This is a genomic window from Polaromonas sp. P5_D5 (assembly GCF_054049435.1).
The window spans coordinates 166843-188863 of the sequence record NZ_JBFUMJ010000004.1 but is presented as its reverse complement, the minus strand read 5'-3'; the positions used below and the strand labels follow the sequence as shown (position 1 = coordinate 188863).

General features: G+C 63.8%; 19 protein-coding genes. 8 read left to right on the top strand and 11 right to left on the bottom strand.

What is annotated here, in order from left to right; genetic code table 11:
* Nucleotides 1-38 precede the first annotated feature (38 nt).
* From ACXJKE_RS17250 to ACXJKE_RS17230, 5 genes are all read right to left on the bottom strand, one after another.
* The gene (locus ACXJKE_RS17250; protein WP_457281821.1) at nucleotides 39-1118 is read right to left on the bottom strand and encodes a WD40/YVTN/BNR-like repeat-containing protein; all 1080 of its coding nucleotides are present in this window, start codon (nucleotides 1116-1118) and stop codon (nucleotides 39-41) included.
* Nucleotides 1118-2476: a DUF1329 domain-containing protein gene (locus tag ACXJKE_RS17245; protein WP_457281820.1), complete on the bottom strand. Its 1359-nt coding sequence runs from the start codon at nucleotides 2474-2476 to the stop codon at nucleotides 1118-1120. Before ACXJKE_RS17245 ends, ACXJKE_RS17250 begins: the two co-directional genes overlap by 1 nt.
* 23 nt (nucleotides 2477-2499) lie before the next feature.
* A complete protein-coding gene (locus ACXJKE_RS17240) occupies nucleotides 2500-4179 on the bottom strand; it encodes a DUF1302 domain-containing protein (RefSeq protein ID WP_457281819.1) in 1680 nt (559 codons plus the stop codon).
* 84 nt (nucleotides 4180-4263) lie between these two features.
* Entirely contained in the window at nucleotides 4264-5031 is a 768-nt protein-coding gene (locus ACXJKE_RS17235; RefSeq protein ID WP_457281818.1) for a coniferyl-alcohol dehydrogenase, read from the bottom strand.
* Between the two features lie 88 nt (nucleotides 5032-5119).
* Nucleotides 5120-6574, bottom strand: a complete 1455-nt coding sequence (locus tag ACXJKE_RS17230; protein ID WP_457281817.1) for a benzaldehyde dehydrogenase — start codon at nucleotides 6572-6574, stop codon at nucleotides 5120-5122.
* Nucleotides 6575-6831: 257 nt separating this feature from the next.
* Here ACXJKE_RS17230 and ACXJKE_RS17225 point away from each other — a divergent pair, with 257 nt between their 5' ends.
* Nucleotides 6832-8634: a sigma 54-interacting transcriptional regulator gene (locus ACXJKE_RS17225; RefSeq protein ID WP_457281816.1), complete on the top strand. Its 1803-nt coding sequence runs from the start codon at nucleotides 6832-6834 to the stop codon at nucleotides 8632-8634.
* Between the two features lie 20 nt (nucleotides 8635-8654).
* Here the strand turns inward: ACXJKE_RS17225 and ACXJKE_RS17220 are convergent, their stop codons facing one another.
* The 4 genes from ACXJKE_RS17220 to ACXJKE_RS17205 are packed head-to-tail and all read right to left on the bottom strand — an operon-like array spanning nucleotide 8655 to nucleotide 11792.
* Entirely contained in the window at nucleotides 8655-9284 is a 630-nt protein-coding gene (locus tag ACXJKE_RS17220) for an ATP-binding cassette domain-containing protein (protein WP_457281815.1), read from the bottom strand.
* 5 nt (nucleotides 9285-9289) lie between these two features.
* Nucleotides 9290-10036, bottom strand: coding sequence for an ABC transporter ATP-binding protein (locus tag ACXJKE_RS17215; protein ID WP_457281814.1), 747 nt, complete (start codon nucleotides 10034-10036; stop codon nucleotides 9290-9292).
* The gene (locus tag ACXJKE_RS17210; RefSeq protein ID WP_457281813.1) at nucleotides 10033-10776 is read right to left on the bottom strand and encodes an ABC transporter ATP-binding protein; all 744 of its coding nucleotides are present in this window, start codon (nucleotides 10774-10776) and stop codon (nucleotides 10033-10035) included. The genes ACXJKE_RS17215 and ACXJKE_RS17210 overlap by 4 nt, the downstream gene beginning before the upstream one ends.
* Entirely contained in the window at nucleotides 10773-11792 is a 1020-nt protein-coding gene (locus tag ACXJKE_RS17205) for a branched-chain amino acid ABC transporter permease (RefSeq protein ID WP_457281812.1), read from the bottom strand. The genes ACXJKE_RS17210 and ACXJKE_RS17205 overlap by 4 nt, the downstream gene beginning before the upstream one ends.
* A gap of 181 nt (nucleotides 11793-11973) precedes the next feature.
* On the opposite strand from ACXJKE_RS17205, the gene ACXJKE_RS17200 reads away from it, so the two are divergent.
* From ACXJKE_RS17200 to ACXJKE_RS17170, 7 genes are all read left to right on the top strand, one after another.
* The gene (locus ACXJKE_RS17200; protein ID WP_457281811.1) at nucleotides 11974-12864 is read left to right on the top strand and encodes a MurR/RpiR family transcriptional regulator; all 891 of its coding nucleotides are present in this window, start codon (nucleotides 11974-11976) and stop codon (nucleotides 12862-12864) included.
* The gene (locus tag ACXJKE_RS17195) at nucleotides 12861-14804 is read left to right on the top strand and encodes a bifunctional 5-dehydro-2-deoxygluconokinase/5-dehydro-2-deoxyphosphogluconate aldolase (protein WP_457281810.1); all 1944 of its coding nucleotides are present in this window, start codon (nucleotides 12861-12863) and stop codon (nucleotides 14802-14804) included. The genes ACXJKE_RS17200 and ACXJKE_RS17195 overlap by 4 nt, the downstream gene beginning before the upstream one ends.
* 60 nt (nucleotides 14805-14864) lie before the next feature.
* On the top strand, nucleotides 14865-15770 hold the full coding sequence (locus ACXJKE_RS17190; RefSeq protein WP_457281809.1) for an NAD(P)-dependent oxidoreductase: 906 nt from the start codon (nucleotides 14865-14867) through the stop codon (nucleotides 15768-15770).
* 40 nt (nucleotides 15771-15810) lie between these two features.
* The gene (locus ACXJKE_RS17185; RefSeq protein ID WP_457281808.1) at nucleotides 15811-17163 is read left to right on the top strand and encodes an ABC transporter substrate-binding protein; all 1353 of its coding nucleotides are present in this window, start codon (nucleotides 15811-15813) and stop codon (nucleotides 17161-17163) included.
* Between the two features lie 25 nt (nucleotides 17164-17188).
* Nucleotides 17189-18118 carry a branched-chain amino acid ABC transporter permease gene (locus tag ACXJKE_RS17180; RefSeq protein WP_457281807.1) on the top strand — a complete coding sequence of 310 codons (930 nt, stop codon included), beginning with the start codon at nucleotides 17189-17191 and terminating at the stop codon, nucleotides 18116-18118.
* A gap of 139 nt (nucleotides 18119-18257) precedes the next feature.
* Nucleotides 18258-19001: an SDR family NAD(P)-dependent oxidoreductase gene (locus tag ACXJKE_RS17175; protein WP_457281806.1), complete on the top strand. Its 744-nt coding sequence runs from the start codon at nucleotides 18258-18260 to the stop codon at nucleotides 18999-19001.
* A gap of 51 nt (nucleotides 19002-19052) precedes the next feature.
* On the top strand, nucleotides 19053-19862 hold the full coding sequence (locus ACXJKE_RS17170) for an SDR family NAD(P)-dependent oxidoreductase (protein ID WP_457281805.1): 810 nt from the start codon (nucleotides 19053-19055) through the stop codon (nucleotides 19860-19862).
* A gap of 3 nt (nucleotides 19863-19865) precedes the next feature.
* Here the strand turns inward: ACXJKE_RS17170 and ACXJKE_RS17165 are convergent, their stop codons facing one another.
* Together ACXJKE_RS17165 and ACXJKE_RS17160 are read right to left on the bottom strand one after the other, a co-directional pair.
* Nucleotides 19866-21056, bottom strand: a complete 1191-nt coding sequence (locus ACXJKE_RS17165; protein ID WP_457281804.1) for a pyridoxal-phosphate-dependent aminotransferase family protein — start codon at nucleotides 21054-21056, stop codon at nucleotides 19866-19868.
* A 9-nt stretch (nucleotides 21057-21065) separates the two neighbouring features.
* Entirely contained in the window at nucleotides 21066-21968 is a 903-nt protein-coding gene (locus ACXJKE_RS17160; RefSeq protein ID WP_457281803.1) for a DMT family transporter, read from the bottom strand.
* Nucleotides 21969-22021: the final 53 nt, after the last annotated feature.

Sequence of the window (22021 nt, the reverse complement as noted above, 5' to 3'; positions counted from 1 at the left end):
AAGTTTCGCTGTTGGCGGCGTATGTCTCTTCGTTGTTTTCAGTTAGCCGGCAGTGCGGGCAAGTGCCGCATGCCACGCAGGCTTGCCAGCACCAGGCTGCCGTCGGCCGCCAGGGCAACGCCGGAAACCGGAACCGGCTCGCGTGCCGGGATGCGCCGCAGGCCGGGCCCGCCTGCGGTGCCCATCAGGGCGTCGCCCGCCTGGCTCATCAGCACAAAACCGCCGTCCGGCAAAGCCATGCCGGCTCCCACCGCCATGGGCACGCCGGTGTCGAGCTTGTCCCAGTGCACGCCCTCGTCTGTCGAGCGATAGGCTGAGCCGCGCAGGCCGTAGGCCACCAGCGCGCCGCCTCGGGTGCGCAGCAGGCCGAAAAAGCTGCCCTTGTACGGTGACTGCAACGCGGTAAAGCTGGCCCCGCCGTCACTTGAGCGCAGCAGCAAGCCCTGCTCACCGGCGATCACCAGCGTGCGGCCGTGGGCGCGCACGCCGTACAGATGCAGGGCTTTCGGGTTGGGCAGCCGCGGCCCCCACGCGGTCCATGTCTTGCCGCCGTCTTCGGTAGCAAAAATCAGGTTGTAAGCACCGACGGCAAAGCCGCGCCGGGCATCCACAAATTCCAGGTCAAAAAATGGTTTGTCTGCACCTTCTTCAACCAGATGCTCTGCCTGCGCCATGGCCTGGCTGTCGCCACTGCGCTGCGCAGCCTGCTTCACCAGCTCGGCCGCCTGGATGCCATCGAGCTGCTTTTCCCAGGTGGCCCCGCCGTCGACGCTGCGCAAAATCACGCCCAGGTGTCCTGCGGCCCAGCCGGTGCGTTCATCGGCGAAACACACGGCCGTCAAGGTGGCTTGCACAGGCACCTGCGCCTGTCGCCAGGTGGCGCCATGGTCATCCGACAGCAACACCGTGCCGCGCTCTCCCACCGCCACGAGCCGGGTGCCGGCCCGTGTCACGGCCAATGTGGCCGCGCCTGACGCCTTGGGCGTGACCAGCGCCGGCTGTGACAACACGGCGGGCCCGTTGGCAGCCCACGCGGGGAGTGCAGCGGAGGCCACCCAGCCGAGCAGCCCCCTCAGGGCTGCCCGCCGCGCAGCGCGAGGCTGGGCACTTCCGGTCATCAGCGAGCGCCTTCGCTGGCGAGCGATTCAGCGCTGAAGAAGGAGCGCGGAATCGGCGGCTGCACTTCGTACTGCTTGGGCAGCTCGTTGGAAGCCATGTTCAGGTAATAGGCGCCGGTCTGCATGTCATAGCCGCCCCACAGCACGACGTTGGTCACGGCCGGAATGTCCGGTGCCGTCAGCATCAGTGCGTAGTTGGTGCGCCAGAGCTGGCCTTTGGCGTCCCAGCCGTCGAACAGCGCGATCTGCCAGGAGTCTTCGTCGATGTAGTACTTGCGCTTGGGCACCACGTGGCGCTTGCCGGCAGCCAGTGTGGCTTCCACTTCCCATACCCGGTGCAGCTCCCAGCGTACCTGCGCAGGGTTCAGCGTGTTGGGCGTCACCAGGTCTTCGATCTTGGCCGAGGCGGCGCGGTTGTTGTTATAGGGAATGTAGATTTCCTTCTTGCCCACCAGCTTGAATTCGTGCTTGTCGATCGGGCCAAACAGCGTGAAGGCCTCGTCGAACAGACCGATGCCGGAGGTCACCGAGTCGGGTGTGTCGTAGGCCACGGAAGGCGCTTTGCGCACGCGGCGCTGGCCCACCAGGTACTGCCACAGGCCGCGCGGCGCGGCATCCGAAACACCGTCGAGCGCGAGAATGGCTTCGCCCGCCTTGGAGCCCGGCGCGTTGACCACCAGCTTGCCGTACTGGTAATAGCCGTCGAACTTCTCGGCGGTGCCGTCCTTGTCGTAGAAGGCCTGGCGTATGGTTTGCGTGCCGCCGGAGGCCATGGTGCGCTTGCCATCGGACGTCACCACCCACACGCGCATCGGCATGGAAAAGTTGCCGCCGCGCCAGGCTGTGCGCTGGTTCCACATGGCTTCATAGCCGTCTTTGGGAATCGGAAATGGTGTGCCGCCAAAAGCGCCTTCCATGCCGTAGCCACCTTCAATGGTCTTGGCCCGGGTGGCGTTCCTGAAGGTGTTGTCGTACACCGACTGCGGCGCCGCCGCGGTGCGGTGCGTGGGGTACACGTCGACGCGGAAGTCGGGGTACTTCTTCATCAGGGCCTGCACGCCGTCGGTCAGCTTGTCGGCGTGCTGCGCCATGTTTTTGGCGTTGATCGACAGGATGGGTTTTTCGTTGGGGTAGAGGTCGGGCCGCGCGTCGCCGTTCTTGTAGCCCGGGGTGGCCTTGGCGAGGCCCCCTTCCCACGGCGGAATGGTGCCTTCCTTGTTGCCGGCTTTCTCGGCGCCCATGGGCGTCAGCGAGGATTTGAGTTTGGCGGCCTCTTCGGCGGTGACAGCGGCCTGGGCGGACATGGCGCCGGCCAGCAGGGCGGCCACGAGCAATGAAAGTTTTGCGGTCTGCATCATGATGGTTGTCTCTGTAATGTTTTTCAGAAAGTGCGGGAAGCGGTGAAGGAAACGTAGTTGCGGTCTTTCAGTGTTTGCCCATAAGACAGCATGCGGGTGGGGGTTCTGGGGTCCGTGACGGTCAGGGTGTTTTCCTTGCCGAAGAAGGCGGTGTAGTTCAGGGCGAAGTTCCAGACGTTCTGGTATTTGCCCTTGATGCCTATGCTCACGTCGCCCGCTTGGCTGGCCCCGCCAGCAAAGTTGATAACGGCTGCGGAACGGCCGCCGAAGTTGTAGCCCAGGCCCAGCGGGATGGACAGGTCCAGGCCCGGCAGCACCTGGAAGTACTGCGGCTCAAAGATCATGCGGAACGCCGCGGCGTTCCGCGTTGCGTTCGGGTCCAGCCCGCCAAAGCCAACGGCGCTGGGGTTTTTTGTCACGCTCATGAGCCGGTTCCAGGCCAGTTCGGCCACCAGGGCGCCGCCGTCCCACAGGCTGGACTTGTTGAGTACGTAAATGCCCGACAGATTCAGGTGCGCCGTCTTGCCGGTTGCATAGCACGGGTTGGAGGGCGAGCCGTCGCAGTTGACTGGTGGCATGAAGGGTGCGCCGCCCAGCACGGCGGGATCGCTGGCCAATGGCGCGTCGGTGCGCACCGAGCCCTCCAACGCCCAGTTGAGCTGTCCTATCGACGAAGTGACGCTGGCACCAAAAGTCTTGATGCCCTTGGCGTAGACGTTGTGCACATTGCCGTTGATCAGGTCGAACACCGGAACGGCCGGGGTCTTGTCGTTGTAGCGTGCCGCGTACACGCCGAACTCATAGTTGCCGCCGGCCGGCGCCCAACGCAACTGGGCGCCGAACTGGCCGCTGTCGCCCGGCTTCTGGTCGCGGCTGGTGTCGGTGGGCAGCACCGGCCCGCCGAGATAGACACGGCCGCCGCCTATGTAGTCCTGGTTCGAAAAATAGCTGCCGACCCCGGGAATCTTGCTGGGCCGCCACTTGAGCTGGTAGTAGCCGCCCAGCGTCACGCCATCGGCCACCTGCAGCGTGCCGGAAATCTGCTCCACCGGCAGCAGTACTTCCTTGAATTGCCAGTTCGGCACCGAGACGATTTTTGCGATGTCCACCGGGCCTTGCGCGTTGGCAATGCCGTTCTGGCCGAAGAACACGCTCTCGCCATACTGCAGCGCGTGCTTGCCGACGCGGATCGAGGCTGGCATGCTGCCGATGGATCCCTTGCCCCAGACGAAGGCGTCGAGGAATTCGTCTCCACGGCCATGCTGCTCCCGGGTTGCCGGGACGAACTGGTTGGCGGCCTGGCCGGCGAAGTTGCTGACGCCGGCCGTGCCGTCATTGGCATTGGCGCGAAGGTACTGCGAGTCGTACCAGGCGGAGTGACTGATGCGCAGGCCCCAGTTGCTGCGGCTGTAGTCAAATTCGGTCAACAGGTCGGCGCGGTTGGAGATCAGGCCCTTCTTGAAGTTGAGGTCGCCGTCGTTTTCATTGGTCACACCGCCATCGCCGCGGGCGGCCGGCGAGGTGAGCAGTGCGGACGGGTCCTTCAGCCGCCAGGCCAGGCTGTACTTGGGTGTGAAGTCCAGCCGGATTTTGGTGTCGGGGTCGCCGTTGTCCAATTCCAGGGCGTGGACCGGCAGTGCGCAAGCCAGGCCGCAGGCCAAGGCCAGCGTGGCTGGCCTGAAGGGGGTGAATACCTTGTTCATCGAATGTCTCCTCGTTATGTGTCGTTGTTACGTGAATGGGGGATGGGTGCCCTCGCACCCGTGGCGTGTCAGCGTTAGATGTAGTTAGATATAGGTAGAGGCCAGGCCGCCATCAACGGGAATGTTGGCGCCGCTGACCCAGCGCGCGGCGTCGCTGCATAACCAGGCGATGACGGGTGCGATTTCGTCGGCAAAGCCAGGGCGCAGCATGCGATGCGCATCGGCTTGAACGCGCTCCTGGCCCAGCATTGCCACGAAGTCGCCCAGGATGGGTGTGAACACCGGGCCGGGCGCCACGCAGTTCATGCGCACGCCTTTGCCCAGGAACCACTCCTGCGACTGCGTGGCATTCCAGACGATCAGGGCTTCCTTGAAGTACTGGTAGCAGGTCGCCTGCGGCACCGGGTGGCCGCGCAGCCATGCGGCGCCGGCTTCAAATCCTTTGGCTGCCACCAGCTCCTTGTGCAGGGCCAGCCGCTGCGGCCATTCGGCGCCCAGGATGGACGCCACGTTGACGATGCTGCCGCCGCGCGGCATGCGCGCCAGCACCTTTTCCGTCAGATGCCGCAGGCCCAGGTAGTTCACGCGGGCCACCAGCTCGCCGTCAGCCGTGCCGGGTACGCCGGCGATGTTGCACAGCGCGTCAACCTGCGCCGGCAACTGGGCCACGGCGGCATCGATGGCCGCGGCGGTGCCGAGGTCGGCCTTGATGAAGCCGCCCAGCGTCAGGCTGGGATCGTTGCGGTCCATGCCGATGACCGTGGCGCCCTGGAAGCGCGCCAGCCTGGCCACCTCGGCGCCGATGCCGGACGAGGTGCCGGTGATGACAATGGTTTTGCCTTGCAGGCTCATAAAGCCTCCCGGGTATGCGGATTCATGAAGGTCTCCTTGATGTGGTGAGCCAAAAAAATCGAAAAAACCGAAAAGTCGAAGCGTTCCGTTAGAACGGGAACATGGGCGCGGTGTCCTTGACGGTCATCCACTGCCACTGCGTGTATTCCTCCCAGTCGGACGGGCCGCCCACGCTGGTGCCGTTGCCCGCGATGCCGGGGCCGCCGAAAGGGTTGACGCAGTCGTCGTTGACGGTCTGGTCGTTGATGTGAACCATGCCGGCCTTGAGCTGCTGCCCCACGGCCATGGCGCGGCCCACGGAGCGGGAGATGACGGCGCAGGCCAGGCTGCCGCTGTTGTTGTTGGCCAGTGCGACCGCTTCCTCGTCACTGCCGAAAGTGACGATGTTGGCCACCGGGCCGAAGGTCTCTTCATCGAACACGCGCATGCCGGGCTTGACGCCGGACAGCACCGTCGGCTTGTAGAACAGGCCGTCGTAGCTTCCGCCGGCTTCCAGCTTCGCGCCGGCCTTGATGCTGTCCTGCACGATGGCATGCACGCGATCGCGCTGGCGCGCATCGATCAGCGGCCCGAGCGCAACCTGGCCTGTGGCGCCGTCGCCGACCGGCAGGTGCGTGGCCTTGGCGACCAGGCGCTGCAGCAGCGGGGCCGCGATGCCCTGGTGCACCAGGATGCGGTTGGCGGCCATACAGATCTGGCCCTGGTGCAGGTAGGCGGCCCAGGCGGCGTTGCTCGCGGCGATGTCCAGGTCGGCGTCGTCCAGGATGATCAACGAGTTTGCGCCGCCGAGTTCCAGCGACACCTTCTTGAGGTGCTTGCCCGCGAGCTCGCCGATGCGCCTGCCCACCGCGGGCGAGCCGGTGAAGGCGATCATGGGCACCAGCGGGTCGGTGACCAAAGCTTCGCCGGCTTCAGCGTCACCGGGCAGCACGTGCAGCAAATCCCTGGGCAGGCCGGCCTCCGCAAAAATGCGCGCAATCATCAGGCCGCCGGTCACCGGCGTGCGGGTGTCGGGCTTGATCACCACGGCATTGCCTGCAGCCAGCGCCGGGGCCACCGCGCGCAGCGTCAGGATCAGCGGAAAGTTGAAGGGCGAGATGACACCCACCACGCCGTGCGGCACGCGGCGGGCGATGCTGGTGCGCCCCGGCACGCTGGGCAGCACATGGCCCTGGGGCTGCAAGGGCATGGCGGCGGCCAGGTGGCAGATGGTGATGGCTTCGCGAATCTCATGCTGCCCCTTGGGCAATATGCCGCCGGTCTCACGCGTGGCGTACAGCGCTAGTTCGTCGAAGTGCTGCTGGAACAGCGCGCCGGCGCGGCGGAAGACGTCGGCCCTCTCGCGCGGGGGCAGGGCGGCCCAGGGCTTTTGCACGTTGGCCGCCGCCCGCGTGGCCGCGGCCACGTCCGCCGCATTGGCGATGCCCACCGTGCACATCACTTTCCCGGTCGCCGGCTCGACCACGTCGCGCTTCCCGCCGCCTAGCGGCGCTTGCGTCAGCGCGGAAAAATCCAGAAATGCCATCGCGTCGGATACACCCATTTGCTTTTGTCCTTACGGTTGTTTGATCAGCTCGCCACATCGGCGCGTCGTGCTCCTGTATCGCAATGCATGTACCAGCGCCGCGCGAAAGAGTCCGCTTGCTGCGCTGCACCCAAAGTTTTTTCACTGGGAAACCCGGGACATACCCTAGGTATGTTTGCTGCGGTGCAGCACATGGAAATCACCCATACTTTTCTGATCAAATGGTTATAAAGTTGAATCAAATTTCACCAATTGATCAAATTGAGGAGCAAGCCATGCGCGTATCCGATCGCATTTCCCTGGCCGAGGTGGCCCGGGCCACCGGTGTCGCGCTGGGCAGCTTCGACAGCGCGTCGGTGGCCAAAGCCATGGGCGGGTTTGCCAGCACGCACATCGGCGGTGACACGCACCCGACGATCGCTGACATCAGCGAATGCCTGTTCTTCTCGCCGGGCGACGGGCGCATCTGGCTGCAGGACCAGCGCATGGTGCTGCTGCACACCGAGGCGCTGGGCTCCATGCGCCGCGAAATGATTGACAGCCTGGGCATCGAAAAAGCCCGCGGCCTGTTCACCCGCGCCGGTTATGTCAGCGGCGCCCGCGATGCCCAGCTGGTGCGCAAGCACTGGCCCGACGCCGACCCGCCGGCTGCAGCCATGGCCGGCACGCGCCTGCACGCGCTGGAGGGCGTGGTGAAGGTCGAATTGGTCAGCGTGACCTACGACCCGGACACCAGCGGCTATGAAGGCGAATTCATCTGGCACAACTCCAGCGAAGACGATGAACACATCGCCGCCTACGGCATAGGCGGCTCCCCGGCCTGCTGGATGCAGGTGGGTTACGCCACGGGCTATGTCAGCACGCTGTTCGGCCGCCTCATCGTTTTCCGGGAAACCATGTGCCGGTCCATGGGCCAGGCGCAATGCCGCGTGGTCGGCAAGTCCGCCGACAAGTGGGACAACATCGAAGAAGACATGCGCTACCTGAACGCCAGGGAGTTTGTCGACACCGCGGCCTATGCGCGCAGCGAAGCGGGCCCGGCCGACCTGGCGACCGGCGACGTGCCGGCCGGCGACGCGATGGTGGGGGCCTCATCGGCCTTTAACGCGGCCTGCCATCAATTGAGCCGGGTGGCGCGCACGACAGCCACCGTGCTGTTCACGGGCGAGTCGGGCGTGGGCAAAGAAAAGTTTGCCAGCATGCTGCACAGGATCAGCCCGCGCAAAGAGCTGCCGTTTATCGCGGTGAACTGCGCGGCCATCCCGGAAACCCTGATCGAGTCCGAGCTGTTCGGGGTGGAGCGCGGCGCCTACACCGGGGCCAGCCATTCGCGGCCAGGCCGCTTTGAGCGGGCCAGCGGCGGCACCCTGTTCCTGGACGAAATCGGCATGCTGAGTTTTGTGGCCCAGGGCAAGCTGCTACGCGCCCTGCAGGAGGGCGAGGTCGAACGCGTGGGCGGCACGCGCGGCATCGCGGTCGACGTGCGCGTGGTGGCCGCCACCAATGAAGACTTGCGCCAGGCCGTGCGTGAAGGCCGATTCCGCGAAGACCTGTTCTTCCGGCTCAATGTGTTCCCCATCCACCTGCCGCCGCTGCGCGAGCGGCGCGACGACATTCCCCTGCTGATGAACCATTTTCTGAACCACTACCGGCGCAAACACGGTTGCAACACCGGCGGCTTCACGCAGGCCTCGGTGCGCACGCTGCTGAACTACGACTTCCCCGGCAACATCCGCGAACTGCAAAACCTGATCGAGCGCGCCGTGATCATGGCCGATGCCGACGGCTTGATCGACGTGCACCACCTGTTCACCGGCGGCGAGACCTTGAGCACCGAGGTCATGACCTTGCGGATGCAGGGCAGTTCAGGCACCTTGAACTTCGACGGGGCGCCGGCCGGCGCGCATCCCGTGCCGGCAGGGACCGCCGCTTCGCAGCGGTCCCTGGAGCAAACCGAGCGCGACATGCTGGAACGCGCCATCTCGGCCTGCCAGGGCAATCTCTCAGCGGCGGCGCGGCGGCTCAAGACCACGCGGGCGAAGCTGGCTTACCGCGCCAGAAAACACAGCCTGATTTGAACCGCGTGCGGCGCCGTGGATCAAGCTGCCGGCGCCAGCGCCCCCAGGTAGGCCCTGACCTTCTCGTCGTGCGCCAGCGTGTCGAAGTCAGGCGCTTCGCTGACCGCACCTTTTTGTACAAAGATGAAACGCTCGCAGCATTGCCGCAGGATGTCGACGTGGTAGGGCTCGTTGGGATGCAGGCATAAAAACACCAGGCGGCCGTTGGCCCTGAGTTTGGCGAAGAAGTCCAGCATGAAGCCGATGTAGCCGTCCTGCGTATTGAACTGCGGTTCGTCGAACAGATGCACCAGCGGCGAGTCGTTCTGTGCGTGTTCCAACATGAAGTCGGGTTTGGTTTTCTGGAAAGACCGCACCTGGTAGGACTGGTGGTAGTGAATGGCGAGGCGATCCCGCTCGCGCGTGCGTACCTGGTGGATGTCCTGGCCGTTGACCAGCACACGGCCCGCGCTCGGCAGGTTGCTGCCGGTGATCAACTCGAACAGCGTGGTCTTGCCCGAGCCGTTAGGGCCCATGACACCGACCACGCAGGGCTTGTGCACTTCGAAATCGGCGGTCAATGAAAAGGTCGTGGTCTTGCGGAAGACGCCGCGCTGGTATTGCTTGGCGACGTTCTCGACGCGTAGCAGTGGATGGAGTGGATGGCTCATGCGGGTCAGACTCCCAAAAGTTGCCGACACAAGGCGGCATCGTTGCGCAGATCGGCCGCAGGGCCCTCGTGGACGATCACGCCCTGGTTCATCACATAGGCGCGGTCGGCCACCTGCAGCGCGCTCTGCACGTTTTGCTCGACCACCAGCACCGCAATGCCCTCGGCCTTGAGCCGGCTGATGGTTTTCATCACGTCCTGCACCACCTTGGGCGCCAGGCCCTGGCTGGGTTCGTCGAAGAGCACCAGGCCGGGCGAGCCCAGCAGCGCGCGCGAGATTGCGACCATCTGCATTTCGCCGCCCGAGAGGTTTTCGCACTCGCGGTGCATCAGGTATTCGAGCGCGCTGAAGATTTCAAAACACTCCTTCTCCTGCCAGGGGCGAAAGCGCGTGGTCTTGCGGGCGATAGCCAGATTGCGCGCTACCGTCAGCGTCGGGAAGATGCGGCGGTCATCCGGCACCCAGCCCATGCCGGCCTTGGCGATCTCGTGCGTGGGCATACGGGTGATGTCGCACGCGTCGAAGGCAATGCTGCCCTTGCGTGGCGGCGTGAGGCCGAGCACGGAGCGAAGCAGCGTGGTCTTGCCTGCGCCGTTGGGGCCCAGCAGTGCCACCACTTCGCCGGCGCCGACTTTCAGCGACACGTCGAACAGCACCTGCGTTTCGCCGTAGTAGGTGTCTATGCGGTTCACCGCCAGCATGTCGGCCTGCGGCGACACGGTTTTGATGACGGACTTCAGGACCGCGCTCATGCCAGCGCCCCCAGGTTGGACCGGCGCACCCATTCGTTTTCACGCAACTGGTCAGGTGTGCCCTGGCTGATGACCTGGCCCCAGTGGATGACGGAGATCTGGTCGGCGAGCTTGAAAAGGAAATTCATGTCGTGTTCGATGATCACAATCGTGAGCTGACGCTTGAGTTCTTTCACCAGCTCCATCAGGCGCGCCGTGCCTTCGGCGCCCAGGCCGGCGGTGGGTTCGTCGAGGAAGAGCATGCGTGGCTCGGCTGCGAGTGCCACACCGATCTCCAGCGCGCGGCGCTCGCCGTAAGACAGGCTGCTGGCCAGCACGTGCTCCTTGCCCTTGAGGCCGACGCGCTCGAGGATGGCCGCGGCCAGTTGTTGCGCCGTGCTGTCGGCGCCCAGATCGCGCCAGGGGTTGAAGCCCTGCCTGCGCACATGCGGCGTGGCCACCAGCACGTTGTCGAGCGCGGTGTAGCTGTCGAAGAGGTTCATGATCTGGAAGGAACGCGACACGCCCTTGCGGGCAATCTCCCGCGGCGAGAGGCCGGTGATGTCCTCGCCGGCAAAGGTCACACGGCCGCGGTCGGGCTTGTAGCGGCCGGTCAGCACATTGAAGCAGGTGGTTTTGCCCGCGCCGTTGGGGCCCATGATGCCATTGAGCTCACCTTCCCTGAAGCTGAGGGTGATGTCTTGCAGCACCACCTGGGCACCAAAGCGTTTGGACAGGCCGCTGGCCTCGAAGAGCTTCACAGTGCACCTCCGGCGGGGGTTGTCACGGGTTTGGCCACCACAGTGCGCCGCGGCCGTGCCTTCCAGGCCTGCCACGCGCCGGCAATGCCTTCGGGCTTGAACAGCACCATCGCCATGAAGACGAGGCCATACCAGAGCAGCCAGGTCTCGGTGTAGGCGCCCAACAGGTCACGCGCCAGAATAAAGAAAGTGGCGCCGATGATGGGGCCCCAAAAGCTTACGAGGCCGCCGCCTATCAGCACCATCATCACGACGAATCCCGAGTTGTGCAGGCTCATGACGTTGGGGTAGGCCGACTGCTGCGCCATGGCGAACAGCGCACCGGCCAGGCCCGCCACCGCGGTGGAGATCGTGAAGGCCAGCCACTTGTAAAGCCACACGTTGTAGCCCACAAAGGCGGCGCGGGTCTCGTTCTGCTTGATGGCACTGAAGATGCGACCCAATGGCGAATGGATCAGCCGCCACAGCGCCAGCAGCACCAACCCGAACAGCACGAGGCAAAAGAAGAAGAGGGCGTTGTTGCCGGAGAGATTGAAAGACACAAAACCAAAATCGGCCGGCAGGCGCTTGATGTTCAGCAGCCCGTCTTCACCGCCAGTGACGGTATGCCATTTGTTGGCGATGAACCAGAACACCTGCCCGAATGCGATGGTGAGCAATGCGTAATAAATGCCGCGCCTGTGCGAGATGAACAGCGCCACCAGCGCGCCGAGCGCCGCTGTGACCAGCACCGCGCCGGCCAGGTCGAACCACAGGTTGGGCCAGACCTTGAGTTGCAGCAGGCCGAAGGCGTAGGCGCCCGTGCCAAAGAATGCACCGTGCCCGAAGGAGGGCAGGCCGGTGAAACCCAGGAGCAGGTTGTAGCCCATCGCAAACAACACCCAGATCATGATTTCCAGGGCCAGGTATTGGTACAGCCCGACGCGGCCCACCCACAGCGGCGTGGACAGCAGCACCAGCAATGTGGCGAGCATCGGCAGAGGGATCAGCGGCGCGCGGCCGGAAGCGAGTTGCATGGGGACCTTGTCTCTTCGGTTTTTCTGGGTGAATGAGTGGAGCTTGAAAAATAAGTGCTGAAAAAAGGGCTGGACACAACAGAATATACGTTCTATTATTTAAATAAGCAAGAATATTTATTCTAATTTGATGCGACGCAGGCCCGACCCGTCCATCGCATTCCCGAGGCGGCAACGACATATGGACTCTGCAACGACTTACGAAGAACTCAAGGCGCTGATTGGCCGGACTTATCCGGACATGTCCAAGCAGCTGCAGCGCATCGCGCGCTTCGCGCTCGAGCAGCCCAACGACCTGGCGCTGGGCACGGTGGCGACGGTGGCCGAGGCCACCGAAGTGCAGCCTTCGGCCATGATCCGCTTCGCCAACGCGCTGGGTTACGGCGGTTTTTCCGAAATGCAGCAGGTGTTCCGCGGCCACCTGCTGGAGCGTTCCGACAGCTACCGCGAACGCATAGACCAGATGCGCCGCAAGCAGCTCAACGGCGAGCGAGCACCGGCCGGTGTACTGCACCAGTTGGTGGGCGAATCGGTGGCCGAACTCGGCCACCTCGAGGAAAGCATCGCCCAGGCCGACCTGAAAGCGGCCGTCAAGCTCATGGCCTCGGCGCCGCGCATCCATGTGCTGGCCCAGCGCCGCGCTTTCCCGGTGGCGGGCTACCTCGCTTATGCGCTGAGCCAGCTCGAACTGCGCACCCACCTGCTCGACGGAACGGGCGGCATGCTGCGCGAAAGCCTGCGCTCCATTGCGCCCGGCGATGTGTTGATCGCCGCCAGCTTTCGCAACTATTCGCCCGAAGTCATCGCGGCTGCAGCAGAGGCTGCCAAACTGGGAGCGCTGGTAATTGCCATTACCGACGGCCCGCTCTCGCCGCTCAAGGCGCATGCCAAGGTTTGCCTGGAGCTGGCCGACGATTCCTCCAAGCCGTTCCGCTCGCTGGTCGCACCGCTGTGCCTGGCACAGGCACTGGTGGTCAGCACCGGTCATCAACTGGCTGAGCAGGGCGCAGCAAAAGCCAAAACCAGGAACAGCAAGGCCGCAGCCAAGCCAACTCGCAAGGGGGCCGTATGAGCCGCCCGCTGGATCTGATCTGTGTCGGCCGCGCCGCAGTGGACCTGTATGGCGAGCAAATCGGCGGCCGTCTTGAAGACATGCAGAGCTTCACCAAATATTTGGGTGGCTCGCCGGCCAACACCGCGGTGGGCGTGGCGCGCCTGGGTCTGAAGCCCGCCATGCTGACCCGTGTGGGTGACGAGCACAACGGCCGTTTTGTGCGCGAAACCCTGGCGGCCGAAGGCGTGGACGTGAGCCATGTCGCCACCGATCCCAAGCGCCTGACGGCACTGGTGTTTCTGGGAATCCAGGACCGCGACACTTTTCCGCTGGTGTTCTACCGCGACAACTGCGCCGACATGGCGATCAGTCCGGACGACTTCGATGCGGCCTTCATTGCTTCGGCCAAGGCACTCCTGATTTCGGGCACGCACCTGTCGCAGCCGCTCACCTATGAAAGCTGCAAGCGTGCCATGATGATGGCCAAAGCCGCGGGCACGCGCGTGGTGCTCGATATTGATTACCGCCCCGTGCTGTGGGGCCTGACCAGCCCCGGCATGGGCGAGCAGCGCTTTGTGCCTTCGGGCGAAGTCAGCGCGCATCTGCAAACCGTCGTCGGTCACTGCGATCTGGTGGTCGGTACTGAAGAAGAAGTTCATATCGCGGGGGGCAGCACCGACACGCTCGCAGCCCTGCGCCGCTTGCGCGAGTTGACGCAGGCCACGCTGGTGGTCAAACGCGGGCCCATGGGCTGCGTGGTGTTCGATGGCGCGATTCCCGATTCACTGGAAAAAGGTTTGCAAGGCCCCGGCTTTCCGGTGGACGTCTACAACGTATTGGGCGCCGGCGATGCGTTCATGTCGGGGTTTCTGCGCGGCTGGATCCCGGGGGAGCCGCTCACGCGCTGCTGCGCCTATGCCAACGCCTGCGGCGCTCTGGTGGTGTCGCGCCATGGCTGTGCGCCAGCCATGGCGAGCTGGGAAGAGCTGCAGTTTTTTTTAGTGCATGGCTCGGCCACTCGGCGCCTGCGCGAAGACGCGAAGCTCGAACACCTGCACCGTGTCAGCACGCGCACGCGCCGCTGGGAAGAACTGGTCATCCTGGCGTTCGACCACCGCATGCAGCTGGAAGAGGTGGCGGCACGCCATGGCGCGCCTGGCGAACGCATCCCCCTTTTCAAATCCCTGATCGCCGAAGGTGCGCGGCTCGGAGCCGGCCAGCGCGGTGGCGTCGGTGTGATCGTTGACGGACGTTTTGGTGAAGAGGTACTTCCAACGGTGACCGGCAAAGGCTGGTGGGTCGCAAGGCCGGTCGAGCTGCCGGGTTCACGACCGCTGCAGTTCGAAGCCGGCGCCGGCCTGGGCGCGGTCATGCGAACCTGGCCCGGCGAGCACGTCGCCAAATGCCTGGTGTATTACCACCCGCATGACAAGCCGGCCTTGCGCGACACCCAGCTGGCCAAATTGGCCGACCTGCAGCGAGCCAGCGTGGACAGCTTTCACGAGTTCCTCATCGAGGTGATCCCACCCAAGGACATGCCCGCGGATGGCGACACCGTACCGATGGCGCTCGAACAAATCTACCAGGCCGGCATCTTCCCCGACTGGTGGAAGCTGCCGCCAGCCGATAGTGCGGCTGCCTGGGAAAAGATCGCGGCCGTGGTGGCGCAGCACGACCCGCATTGCCGCGGTGTGCTGGTGCTGGGCCTGGAGGCCAGCGAGGAAAAACTGGATCAGAGCTTTCGAATCGCAGCGCCGCACGCCATCTGCCGCGGCTTTGCCGTGGGGCGCTCGATCTTTGCCGATGCCGCAACTGGCTGGTTCTCAGGCGCCATGGACGACGCGGCGGTGGTCAAGGCCATTGCCGAGCGCTATGCGCGGCTGATCTCGCTGTGGGACCAGGCGAGGGCGGGCGCAGGGGCCACTGTTTCGGCCGCCGCCACTGAGGCCGTGAACTAAGCCGCCAAACGCAACAGACAGAACAGACAAGCTACAACGGGAAAGAAAACGGAGACAAACATGACAATACCCAAAATCGGATTCATCGGCATCGGCATGATGGGCCACGGCATGGCCAAGAATCTGCTGGCCAAGGGCTTCGCCCTCACCTTCAAGGTCAACCGCAACAGGGACAACCTGGCCGACCTGATTGCCGCCGGCGCGAAAGAGGCCAGGACCAATGCCGAATGCGCACAGGCCAGCGACATCGTTTTCATCTGCGTGACGGGTTCGCCCCAGGTCGAAGACATCGTTTACGGCAAGGATGGCCTGCTGGACAGCGGCCGCAAAGACCTCATCGTGGTTGACACCTCCACGGCCGAGCCTGCCTCCAGCACCCGTATCCGCAACGACCTCGCGGCCAAAGGCATCAAGCTGGTCGATGCGCCACTGGCTCGCACGCCCAAGGAAGCCGAGGAAGGCCGGCTCAACACCATGGTGGGCGCGGAGCCCGAAGACTTCGCAACGCTGGAGCCCGTGCTCAAGGCTTTTTGCGAAAACATCTTCCACGTCGGCCCGCCCGGCCACGGCCACGTGCTCAAGCTGGTCAACAACATGATGGCCATGAGCTTTGCGGCCTCGATTGCCGAGGCCTTTGCGGTGGCGGCCAAAAGCGGGCTGGACCTCAACCGCCTCTATGACGTGATCTCGGCCGGCGGCGTGAATTGCGGCATCTTCCAGATGATGGCAACGAAAACACTCAAGGAAGGCGACGTCACCGGCTTCAAATTCGGCATCGCCAATGCGCAAAAAGATTTGCGCTACTACACCCATCTGGCCGAGATGCTGCCCGTCACCAGCTTCATGGGTGAGGCCACGCACCAAAGCCTGATCCAGGCCAGCAACGCCGGTTTCGGCGACAAGCTGATCGCCTCCCTTTTCGAAGCACAGGAAAAACTCAACGACGTCAAGATCGTTCCCCGTTAAGCCAACCCGTTTGACCCATTTACACGCAGGAGACAAAACCATGAGCGACATCAAGAACAACCACGCAACACCTGAATCCCAATCCGACAGCAAGGCCACCTCGCGCCGCGCGCTGCTCAAGCACTCAAGCCTGGCGCTGGTGGGCGCGGGCCTGTACGGCGCGGCGCCCTTCATGGGGCCGTGGAAGCACAACCACGCCTGGGCGCAGACCGGCCAGAAGAAACCGCTGACCATTGGCCTGACCATGGACGCTTCGGGCCTGTACGCAGCCTCGGGCGCCGAAGAGCGCCTGGGCGCCATGATGGCCATCAAGGAATTTAACGACAAGGGCGGTGTGCTGGGCCGACGCATTGAGGCCATCCATATCGACACGGAAACGACGCCGGCCACCGGCTCGCGCGTGGCCGAACGCATGATCACGCGCAATGAGGCCTCCTTCCTGATCGGTGCAGTGCACTCAGGCGTCTCCAATGCCATCTCGCAGGTTGCGCAAAAATACGGCACGGTATTTTTTAACACCAACTCCAGCAGCCCGACCGAGGCCGGCAAGGACTGCCACCGCACCAAGTTCGTCTGGGACGGCAACGGCACCAACTTTTCCAACGCGATCGTCAAGAACGCCATCAAGGCCAGCGGCAAGAACTGGGTGCTGCTGACCAACGACTATGTGTGGGGCCACACCACCTCCAAGGCGACACGCGCGATCGTGGAAGCCAACGGCGGGCGCATCGTTGAGGAGCTGCTGGTGCCGCAAAACACCCGCGACTTCTCGTCCTACCTGCTCAAGCTGCAACAGCTCAAGCCCAATGTGGTGGCCACGGCGGTGGGCGGTGACGACATCAAGGCGCTGCGCCAGCAAGTTGTGCAGCTCAAGATGAACCAGTCCATGGCGTGGATCAACAACCAGCAGGACTGGCCAGATGTCTACGGTCTGGGCCCTGAAGCCATCTTCGGCGTCTTTGGCACCACCTGGTACTGGCGCCTGGGCCTGCCGGGCGTCAAAGAGTTTGTGGCGGCCTACCAGAAGCAGTTCCCTGGCATGGCGATTCGCGTGCCGGGCAATGTGTATCACAACGGCTATATGGCCACGCGCGAACTTCTGCGTTGCGTGGAAGAGGCCGGCACCACCAACAACATTGCCGTGATCAAAAAACTCGAAGGTCGCAAGATGAGCGCGGCCGACCGCCTGCAGCACTACGACGCGTGGATGGATCCCGTCACCCACCAGTGCCAGCAGACGATTTACATGGCGACCTACAACGACCAGCCCGCCGAGAAGGACGACATCTTCAAGATCCTCACACAGGCCGATCCCAAGGATGTGGCGGACAAGGATGCCGGCGGCGCCTGCAAGCTTGAGAGCTACGACGCGACACCTAGCTACGAAGTCTGATTTACTTCAAGCTCCAAAGACCGCAATGGACTTCTTGCTTCAGCTTATTCCGCACCTCGTCAACGGCATCTCGCTGGGCTTGTTGTTCGCGCTCATCGCGCTGGGCTTCATGCTCATCGTGGGGGTGATGGAAACCATCAACCTGGCGCACGGTTCGCTGTTTGCGCTGGGCATGTACTTCGCGCTTTTCCTGATCGCACCGCAGCTGGGCATGTTTCCGAATCTGCAGGCCTGGTACATGAGTTTGCCGCTGGGAACGCGTTACCTGGTGGCACTCATTCTTGCGCCCATCCTGGTGGGTATTTTCGGCATGTTGCTGGAGCTGTGCATGCGGCGCACTTATGGCCGTGACCCGCTCTATGGCCTGCTGCTGACCTTCGGTGCGGCGCTGGTCATTGAGGAAACCATACGCCTGGTGTGGGGCTCCTCGGAAAAGCAGTTGATGCTGCCCGAGGTCATCTCCGGCGCCTTCCTGATGGGCGACCTGGTTTATTCAAAGTATCGCTTCTTCGCCAGCGGATTCGCCATCCTCATGATTGTGCTGCTGTGGGTGTTTTTGCAGAAAACACCGTACGGCGCCATCATCAAGGCCGGCGCGCATGACAGCGAAATGGTGCGCGCGCTGGGCATCAACCTGTCGCGCCTGCGCCTGTTTGTGTTTGGTCTGGGCGTGGCGTTGGCCGCCATCGCCGGCGTGGTCATGGCGCCGATCTGGGGTATTCGCCCGCATGTGGGCGTAGACGCAGTGGTGCCGGCATTCCTGATCATTGTGCTGGGCGGCGTCGGTTCGCTCTGGGGTGCAGTGATCGCCGGGCTGATGGTCGGCATGGTCGTCGGGCTCACGGGTTCGTATGCGTCCGAATGGTCGTTGATGTCCATGTACCTCTTGTTCATTGCCGTCGTGACATTCCGCTCACGTGGATTGTTTGGCAAGAAGAGCGTCCTGGACGCTTGACATTTGGTACATCCCCGTCTCGGCTCACTTCGTGTAGCCGGATCCCCCCTTGCAGGGGGCAACAGCTGCGGCCTGGCAAAGCCAGTTCCGCGCTGTTACTGGTTTAGTCATTCTTTGGTTCGCTATGGAAAGTTAAGTAATGAAACCGCTTCAAGACAAAGTCGCGCTGGTCACCGGCGCGGCAGGGACTATGGGCCTGGCCGTTGTCAAGGCCTTGCTCGAAGACGGCTGCAAGGTCGCGATGGTGGATGTCAGCCATGAACGCAACCGTGCGCTCGCACATGAGTTGGGCTCGCGTGTCCTGCCGTTCTCGTTTGACATCAGCGATGCGGCCGCCGTGAGCGACGGCCATGCGCTCATAGTCAAGGCCTTCGGGCCAGTCGACATCCTGGTCAACAACGCGGGCATCCTGTCCAACAACAAGATCGAGGCCACCGAAGCGGGTGAATGGCGGCGCGTGATGGGCGCCAACCTCGACGGCGCGTTTTACCTTGCGCAGCAGGTGGTGCCGGCAATGAAGGCGCGGCGCTTCGGCCGCATCATCAACACCAGCTCCCTGGCGGCCAAGACAGGTGGATTGACAGCAGGCACGGCCTATTCGGTGTCCAAGGGCGCGATGAGTTCGCTGACCTTTTCACTGGCGCGCGAACTCGCGCCCTTTGGCGTCACGGCCAATGCCGTCGCGCCCGCTTACGTTAAAACGCCCATGATCACCGAACAGCTCAATGAAGAGCAACGCCAGAAGCTGCTCAAGGACATCCCGGTCGGCCGCTTCTGCGAGCCCGAGGAGTTCGCCCACGTGGTGCGCTTCCTGGCCTCGCCGCTGTCGGGCTTTATCACGGGCGAGATCATCGACCTGAACGGCGGGCTATTGATGGACTGAGGGAAAGCCCTTTCGCCGCTAGCCGGCTTTGCGCCCACAATTTCGCCATCCATGAGCATCACACCCCGGATTGATTTCAACACTGCGCTTTCAGGCCTTTTTGACCTGCGCGGCAAAACCGCTTACGTGCCCGGCGGCTATGGTGGTATTGGCGAGGCCGTTGCCTGGGGCCTGGCGATGGCCGGCGCACGGGTGGCAGTTTCGGGGCGCGACGAAGCCAAGGCCGAGGCCGTTGCCTCCGCGTTGCGTGCGGCAGGGCACGAGGCCATGGGTCTGGCCATGGACGCGCATTCGGTGCCGCAGATGCAGGCTTCCGTTGATGCGGTGGCGGCGCAATGGGGCGCCCTCGACATCTTGATGAACTGTGTCGGCATGCAGCGTGAGCAGGTCTTGCTGGAGGTGACGGAAGAAGCCTTTGACGAGGTGCTGCAGGTCAACCTCAAGGCCGCCATGTTTCTTGCGCAGGCTGCGGCAAAAAAACAGATTGAAGGCTGCAGGGGCGGCGCTCAGGTGCATCTGCTGTCGGTGCGCGCGCAGCTCGGTTTGCGCGGCCGTGGTTATTCGGCCTACAGCAGCAGCAAGGGCGGCCTGGTCATGCTGATTCGCCAGCATGCGAGTGAACTGGCGCCCTACGGCATCACTGTCAACGGCATCGCACCTACGGTGGTGCAGACGGAGATGGCGCGCCACTGGCTCGAAAATCCTGAGACGCGCAAGCAGGTGCTGGAACGCATTCCGCTGGGTCGCGTGGCCGACCCGCAGGACGTGGCGGGTGCGGCCGTTTTTTTTGCGGCGCCCGCATCCCGCTTTGTGACCGGGCAGGTGCTTTACCTCGACGGCGGCATCACTGCCTCGCAGTAGGTACTAGCGTTTACCTGCCAAGGCTGCAACGGCATGCTGCACGCCGCCGCCGATGGGAATGCCCTGCACCTGCATGGCCGCTTCCAGGCCGGCCAGGCAACCCAGGATCATGGCCGGGTTCATGTCACCCAGGTGGCCGATGCGAAAGGTTCTTCCTGCCAGCGGGCCCAAACCGCCTGCAATCGCCACCTGAAACCGTTCGCGCGCAACAGTGCGCAAGGCTTCGGGATCAATGCCCGCAGTGACAGACACCGTCGTGACGGAGACCGAGCGCGCCGCAGGCTCGCGCACAAAAAGGCCCAGAGCACCGCCTTCACTCCAGGCATCGACAGCGGCGTGCACCGCATTGGCGATCAGCTGGTGGCGGGCGATGACCTCTTCGACGCCCTCATGAAAGATCAGCCCCAGTGCAGCCTCCAGGCCGAACAGCAGGCTTTGCGGCGGCGTGCCGCAGAACTTGCGGTAGCTGAGCGGGTTTTGCCGCCGCGCCCAGTCCCAGTAAAAGCGCGGCGAGGGATTGGCAGCGGCTACCTTCATCGCTGCGGCATCCGCAGCCACAAAGGCCAGACCGGGCGGCACCATCAAGCCTTTTTGCGAGGCGCCCAGCACGACGTTGGCGCCCAGCGCATCCATGGCAAAGGGCGACGCGCCCAGCGACGCGACCACATCTACCACCAGTAGCGCGGGGTGGGCCGTGGCTTCCAGCACCCGCCGGACTTTGCCCGGGTCACTGGTCATGCCGCTCGCAGTGTCGGTATGAACCACAAACACCGCCACGATGGCATGCGCAGTGTCGGCGCGCAGCGCGGCTTCTATGGCCGGCACGTCAATCGGGTAACCCTCGCGCCAGGGCGTGCGGATGACTGCTGCGCCCATGGCCTCGGCCTGTATGGCCCAGGATTCGGAGAAGTGCCCCGTTCCGGCGATCAGCACCTGCTGCCCGGGCGCCAGCAGGTTGGCGATCACGGCCTCCCAGGCGCCGTGGCCGTTGCAGGCATACAGGAAGACGTCGGCCGCGGTGGTTTGCAGCAGCGCCTTGAGCCCGGTCTCGCAGGCCTGGATCACACGATCAAGCCGCGGGTCGGCCAGGTCCATGGGCTGGCGCCGCATCGCATCCATGACCTCGTCAGGCACCCGCGTGGGGCCAGGTGAATGGAGGAAGCGATGGCCGGGGATTCGTTTATGAGGCGTCATGCTGAAAAATTATGCGCCTGCCGGCTTGCGATTGACCAGCACAATGCCCGCCGCGACCGTGGCCAGCGCCACCAGCAGGCCGGTGGTGATATTTTCTTTCAGCCACAGCGCGCCGAACAGCAGCGCGAACAGCGGCGTGAAAAACACGAACACCGAAATCTTGGTTGCCGGGTAGCGCCCCAGCATCCACATCCAGGCCAGGTAGCTGGCGAATGCGCCTATGACGGTCTGCAGCAGCAGGGAAGTAATGGCAAACGGGCTGAAATGCCACGACCATTGCTCGCCCAGGTAGAGCGACAGGGCCGGGAACACTGCGGCGCTAACGGCCAGTTGGTAGAACAGGAGTTTTTCAGCGGAGATGCTGACCAGTTTGGTGGCACGTATCACCACCGTGGTCAGGCCCCACAGCATGCCGGCGGCCAGTGCCAGCAGATCGCCCCGCGCCGTCGACGCATGATCACCGGTGAAACCTTCACGCAGCGCGAACACCACGGCGGCGAAGGCGCACAACAGGCCCAGCCATTGCACGCCGCGCAGGCGTTCGGACTGCACCCACAGCGGTACCAGCAGAGCGACCCAGAAAGGCGAGGTGTACAGAAACACCGTGAGGCGGGAAGCGCTGGTGTATTGCAAGCCTACATAAATGCAGGCGAACTCTGCGCCGAACAGCGCGCCCGCCAGCAGGCCGGCCTTCAGCGAATCGTCGCGGCTGAAGAGCGGGATCTTGCGCCACAGGCACCAGAGCCAGAGCAACGCCGTGGCGCCAACCAGCCGCAGCGAGGCCTGGAACATCGGCGGTATTTCGCTGATCGTGGCCTTGATCAAGACCTGCTGCAGGCCCCAGAACAGGCAGCAGCCCAGCAGGAGGGACATGGCGAGGAGATCGAGATTGGCTTTGCGGGCTTTCGTCATGCCTTGATGGTAGCCCGACCCCTGGCAGCTCGCTGGCCGGGGTAACAAGGAAT

What these genes read in the sequence shown, in the direction of transcription:
- ACXJKE_RS17165 (WP_457281804.1), bottom strand. Translation starts at nt 21,056, where the DNA reads ATGACGCCTCATAAACGAATCCCCGGCCATCGCTTCCTCCATTCACCT.
- ACXJKE_RS17200 (WP_457281811.1), top strand. Translation starts at nt 11,974, where the DNA reads ATGGACTCTGCAACGACTTACGAAGAACTCAAGGCGCTGATTGGCCGG.
- ACXJKE_RS17175 (WP_457281806.1), top strand. Translation starts at nt 18,258, where the DNA reads ATGAAACCGCTTCAAGACAAAGTCGCGCTGGTCACCGGCGCGGCAGGG.
- ACXJKE_RS17220 (WP_457281815.1), bottom strand. Translation starts at nt 9,284, where the DNA reads ATGAGCCATCCACTCCATCCACTGCTACGCGTCGAGAACGTCGCCAAG.
- ACXJKE_RS17245 (WP_457281820.1), bottom strand. Translation starts at nt 2,476, where the DNA reads ATGATGCAGACCGCAAAACTTTCATTGCTCGTGGCCGCCCTGCTGGCC.
- ACXJKE_RS17240 (WP_457281819.1), bottom strand. Translation starts at nt 4,179, where the DNA reads ATGAACAAGGTATTCACCCCCTTCAGGCCAGCCACGCTGGCCTTGGCC.
- ACXJKE_RS17160 (WP_457281803.1), bottom strand. Translation starts at nt 21,968, where the DNA reads ATGACGAAAGCCCGCAAAGCCAATCTCGATCTCCTCGCCATGTCCCTC.
- ACXJKE_RS17230 (WP_457281817.1), bottom strand. Translation starts at nt 6,574, where the DNA reads ATGGGTGTATCCGACGCGATGGCATTTCTGGATTTTTCCGCGCTGACG.
- ACXJKE_RS17195 (WP_457281810.1), top strand. Translation starts at nt 12,861, where the DNA reads ATGAGCCGCCCGCTGGATCTGATCTGTGTCGGCCGCGCCGCAGTGGAC.
- ACXJKE_RS17180 (WP_457281807.1), top strand. Translation starts at nt 17,189, where the DNA reads ATGGACTTCTTGCTTCAGCTTATTCCGCACCTCGTCAACGGCATCTCG.
- ACXJKE_RS17205 (WP_457281812.1), bottom strand. Translation starts at nt 11,792, where the DNA reads ATGCAACTCGCTTCCGGCCGCGCGCCGCTGATCCCTCTGCCGATGCTC.
- ACXJKE_RS17225 (WP_457281816.1), top strand. Translation starts at nt 6,832, where the DNA reads ATGCGCGTATCCGATCGCATTTCCCTGGCCGAGGTGGCCCGGGCCACC.
- ACXJKE_RS17250 (WP_457281821.1), bottom strand. Translation starts at nt 1,118, where the DNA reads ATGACCGGAAGTGCCCAGCCTCGCGCTGCGCGGCGGGCAGCCCTGAGG.
- ACXJKE_RS17170 (WP_457281805.1), top strand. Translation starts at nt 19,053, where the DNA reads ATGAGCATCACACCCCGGATTGATTTCAACACTGCGCTTTCAGGCCTT.
- ACXJKE_RS17235 (WP_457281818.1), bottom strand. Translation starts at nt 5,031, where the DNA reads ATGAGCCTGCAAGGCAAAACCATTGTCATCACCGGCACCTCGTCCGGC.
- ACXJKE_RS17185 (WP_457281808.1), top strand. Translation starts at nt 15,811, where the DNA reads ATGAGCGACATCAAGAACAACCACGCAACACCTGAATCCCAATCCGAC.
- ACXJKE_RS17215 (WP_457281814.1), bottom strand. Translation starts at nt 10,036, where the DNA reads ATGAGCGCGGTCCTGAAGTCCGTCATCAAAACCGTGTCGCCGCAGGCC.
- ACXJKE_RS17190 (WP_457281809.1), top strand. Translation starts at nt 14,865, where the DNA reads ATGACAATACCCAAAATCGGATTCATCGGCATCGGCATGATGGGCCAC.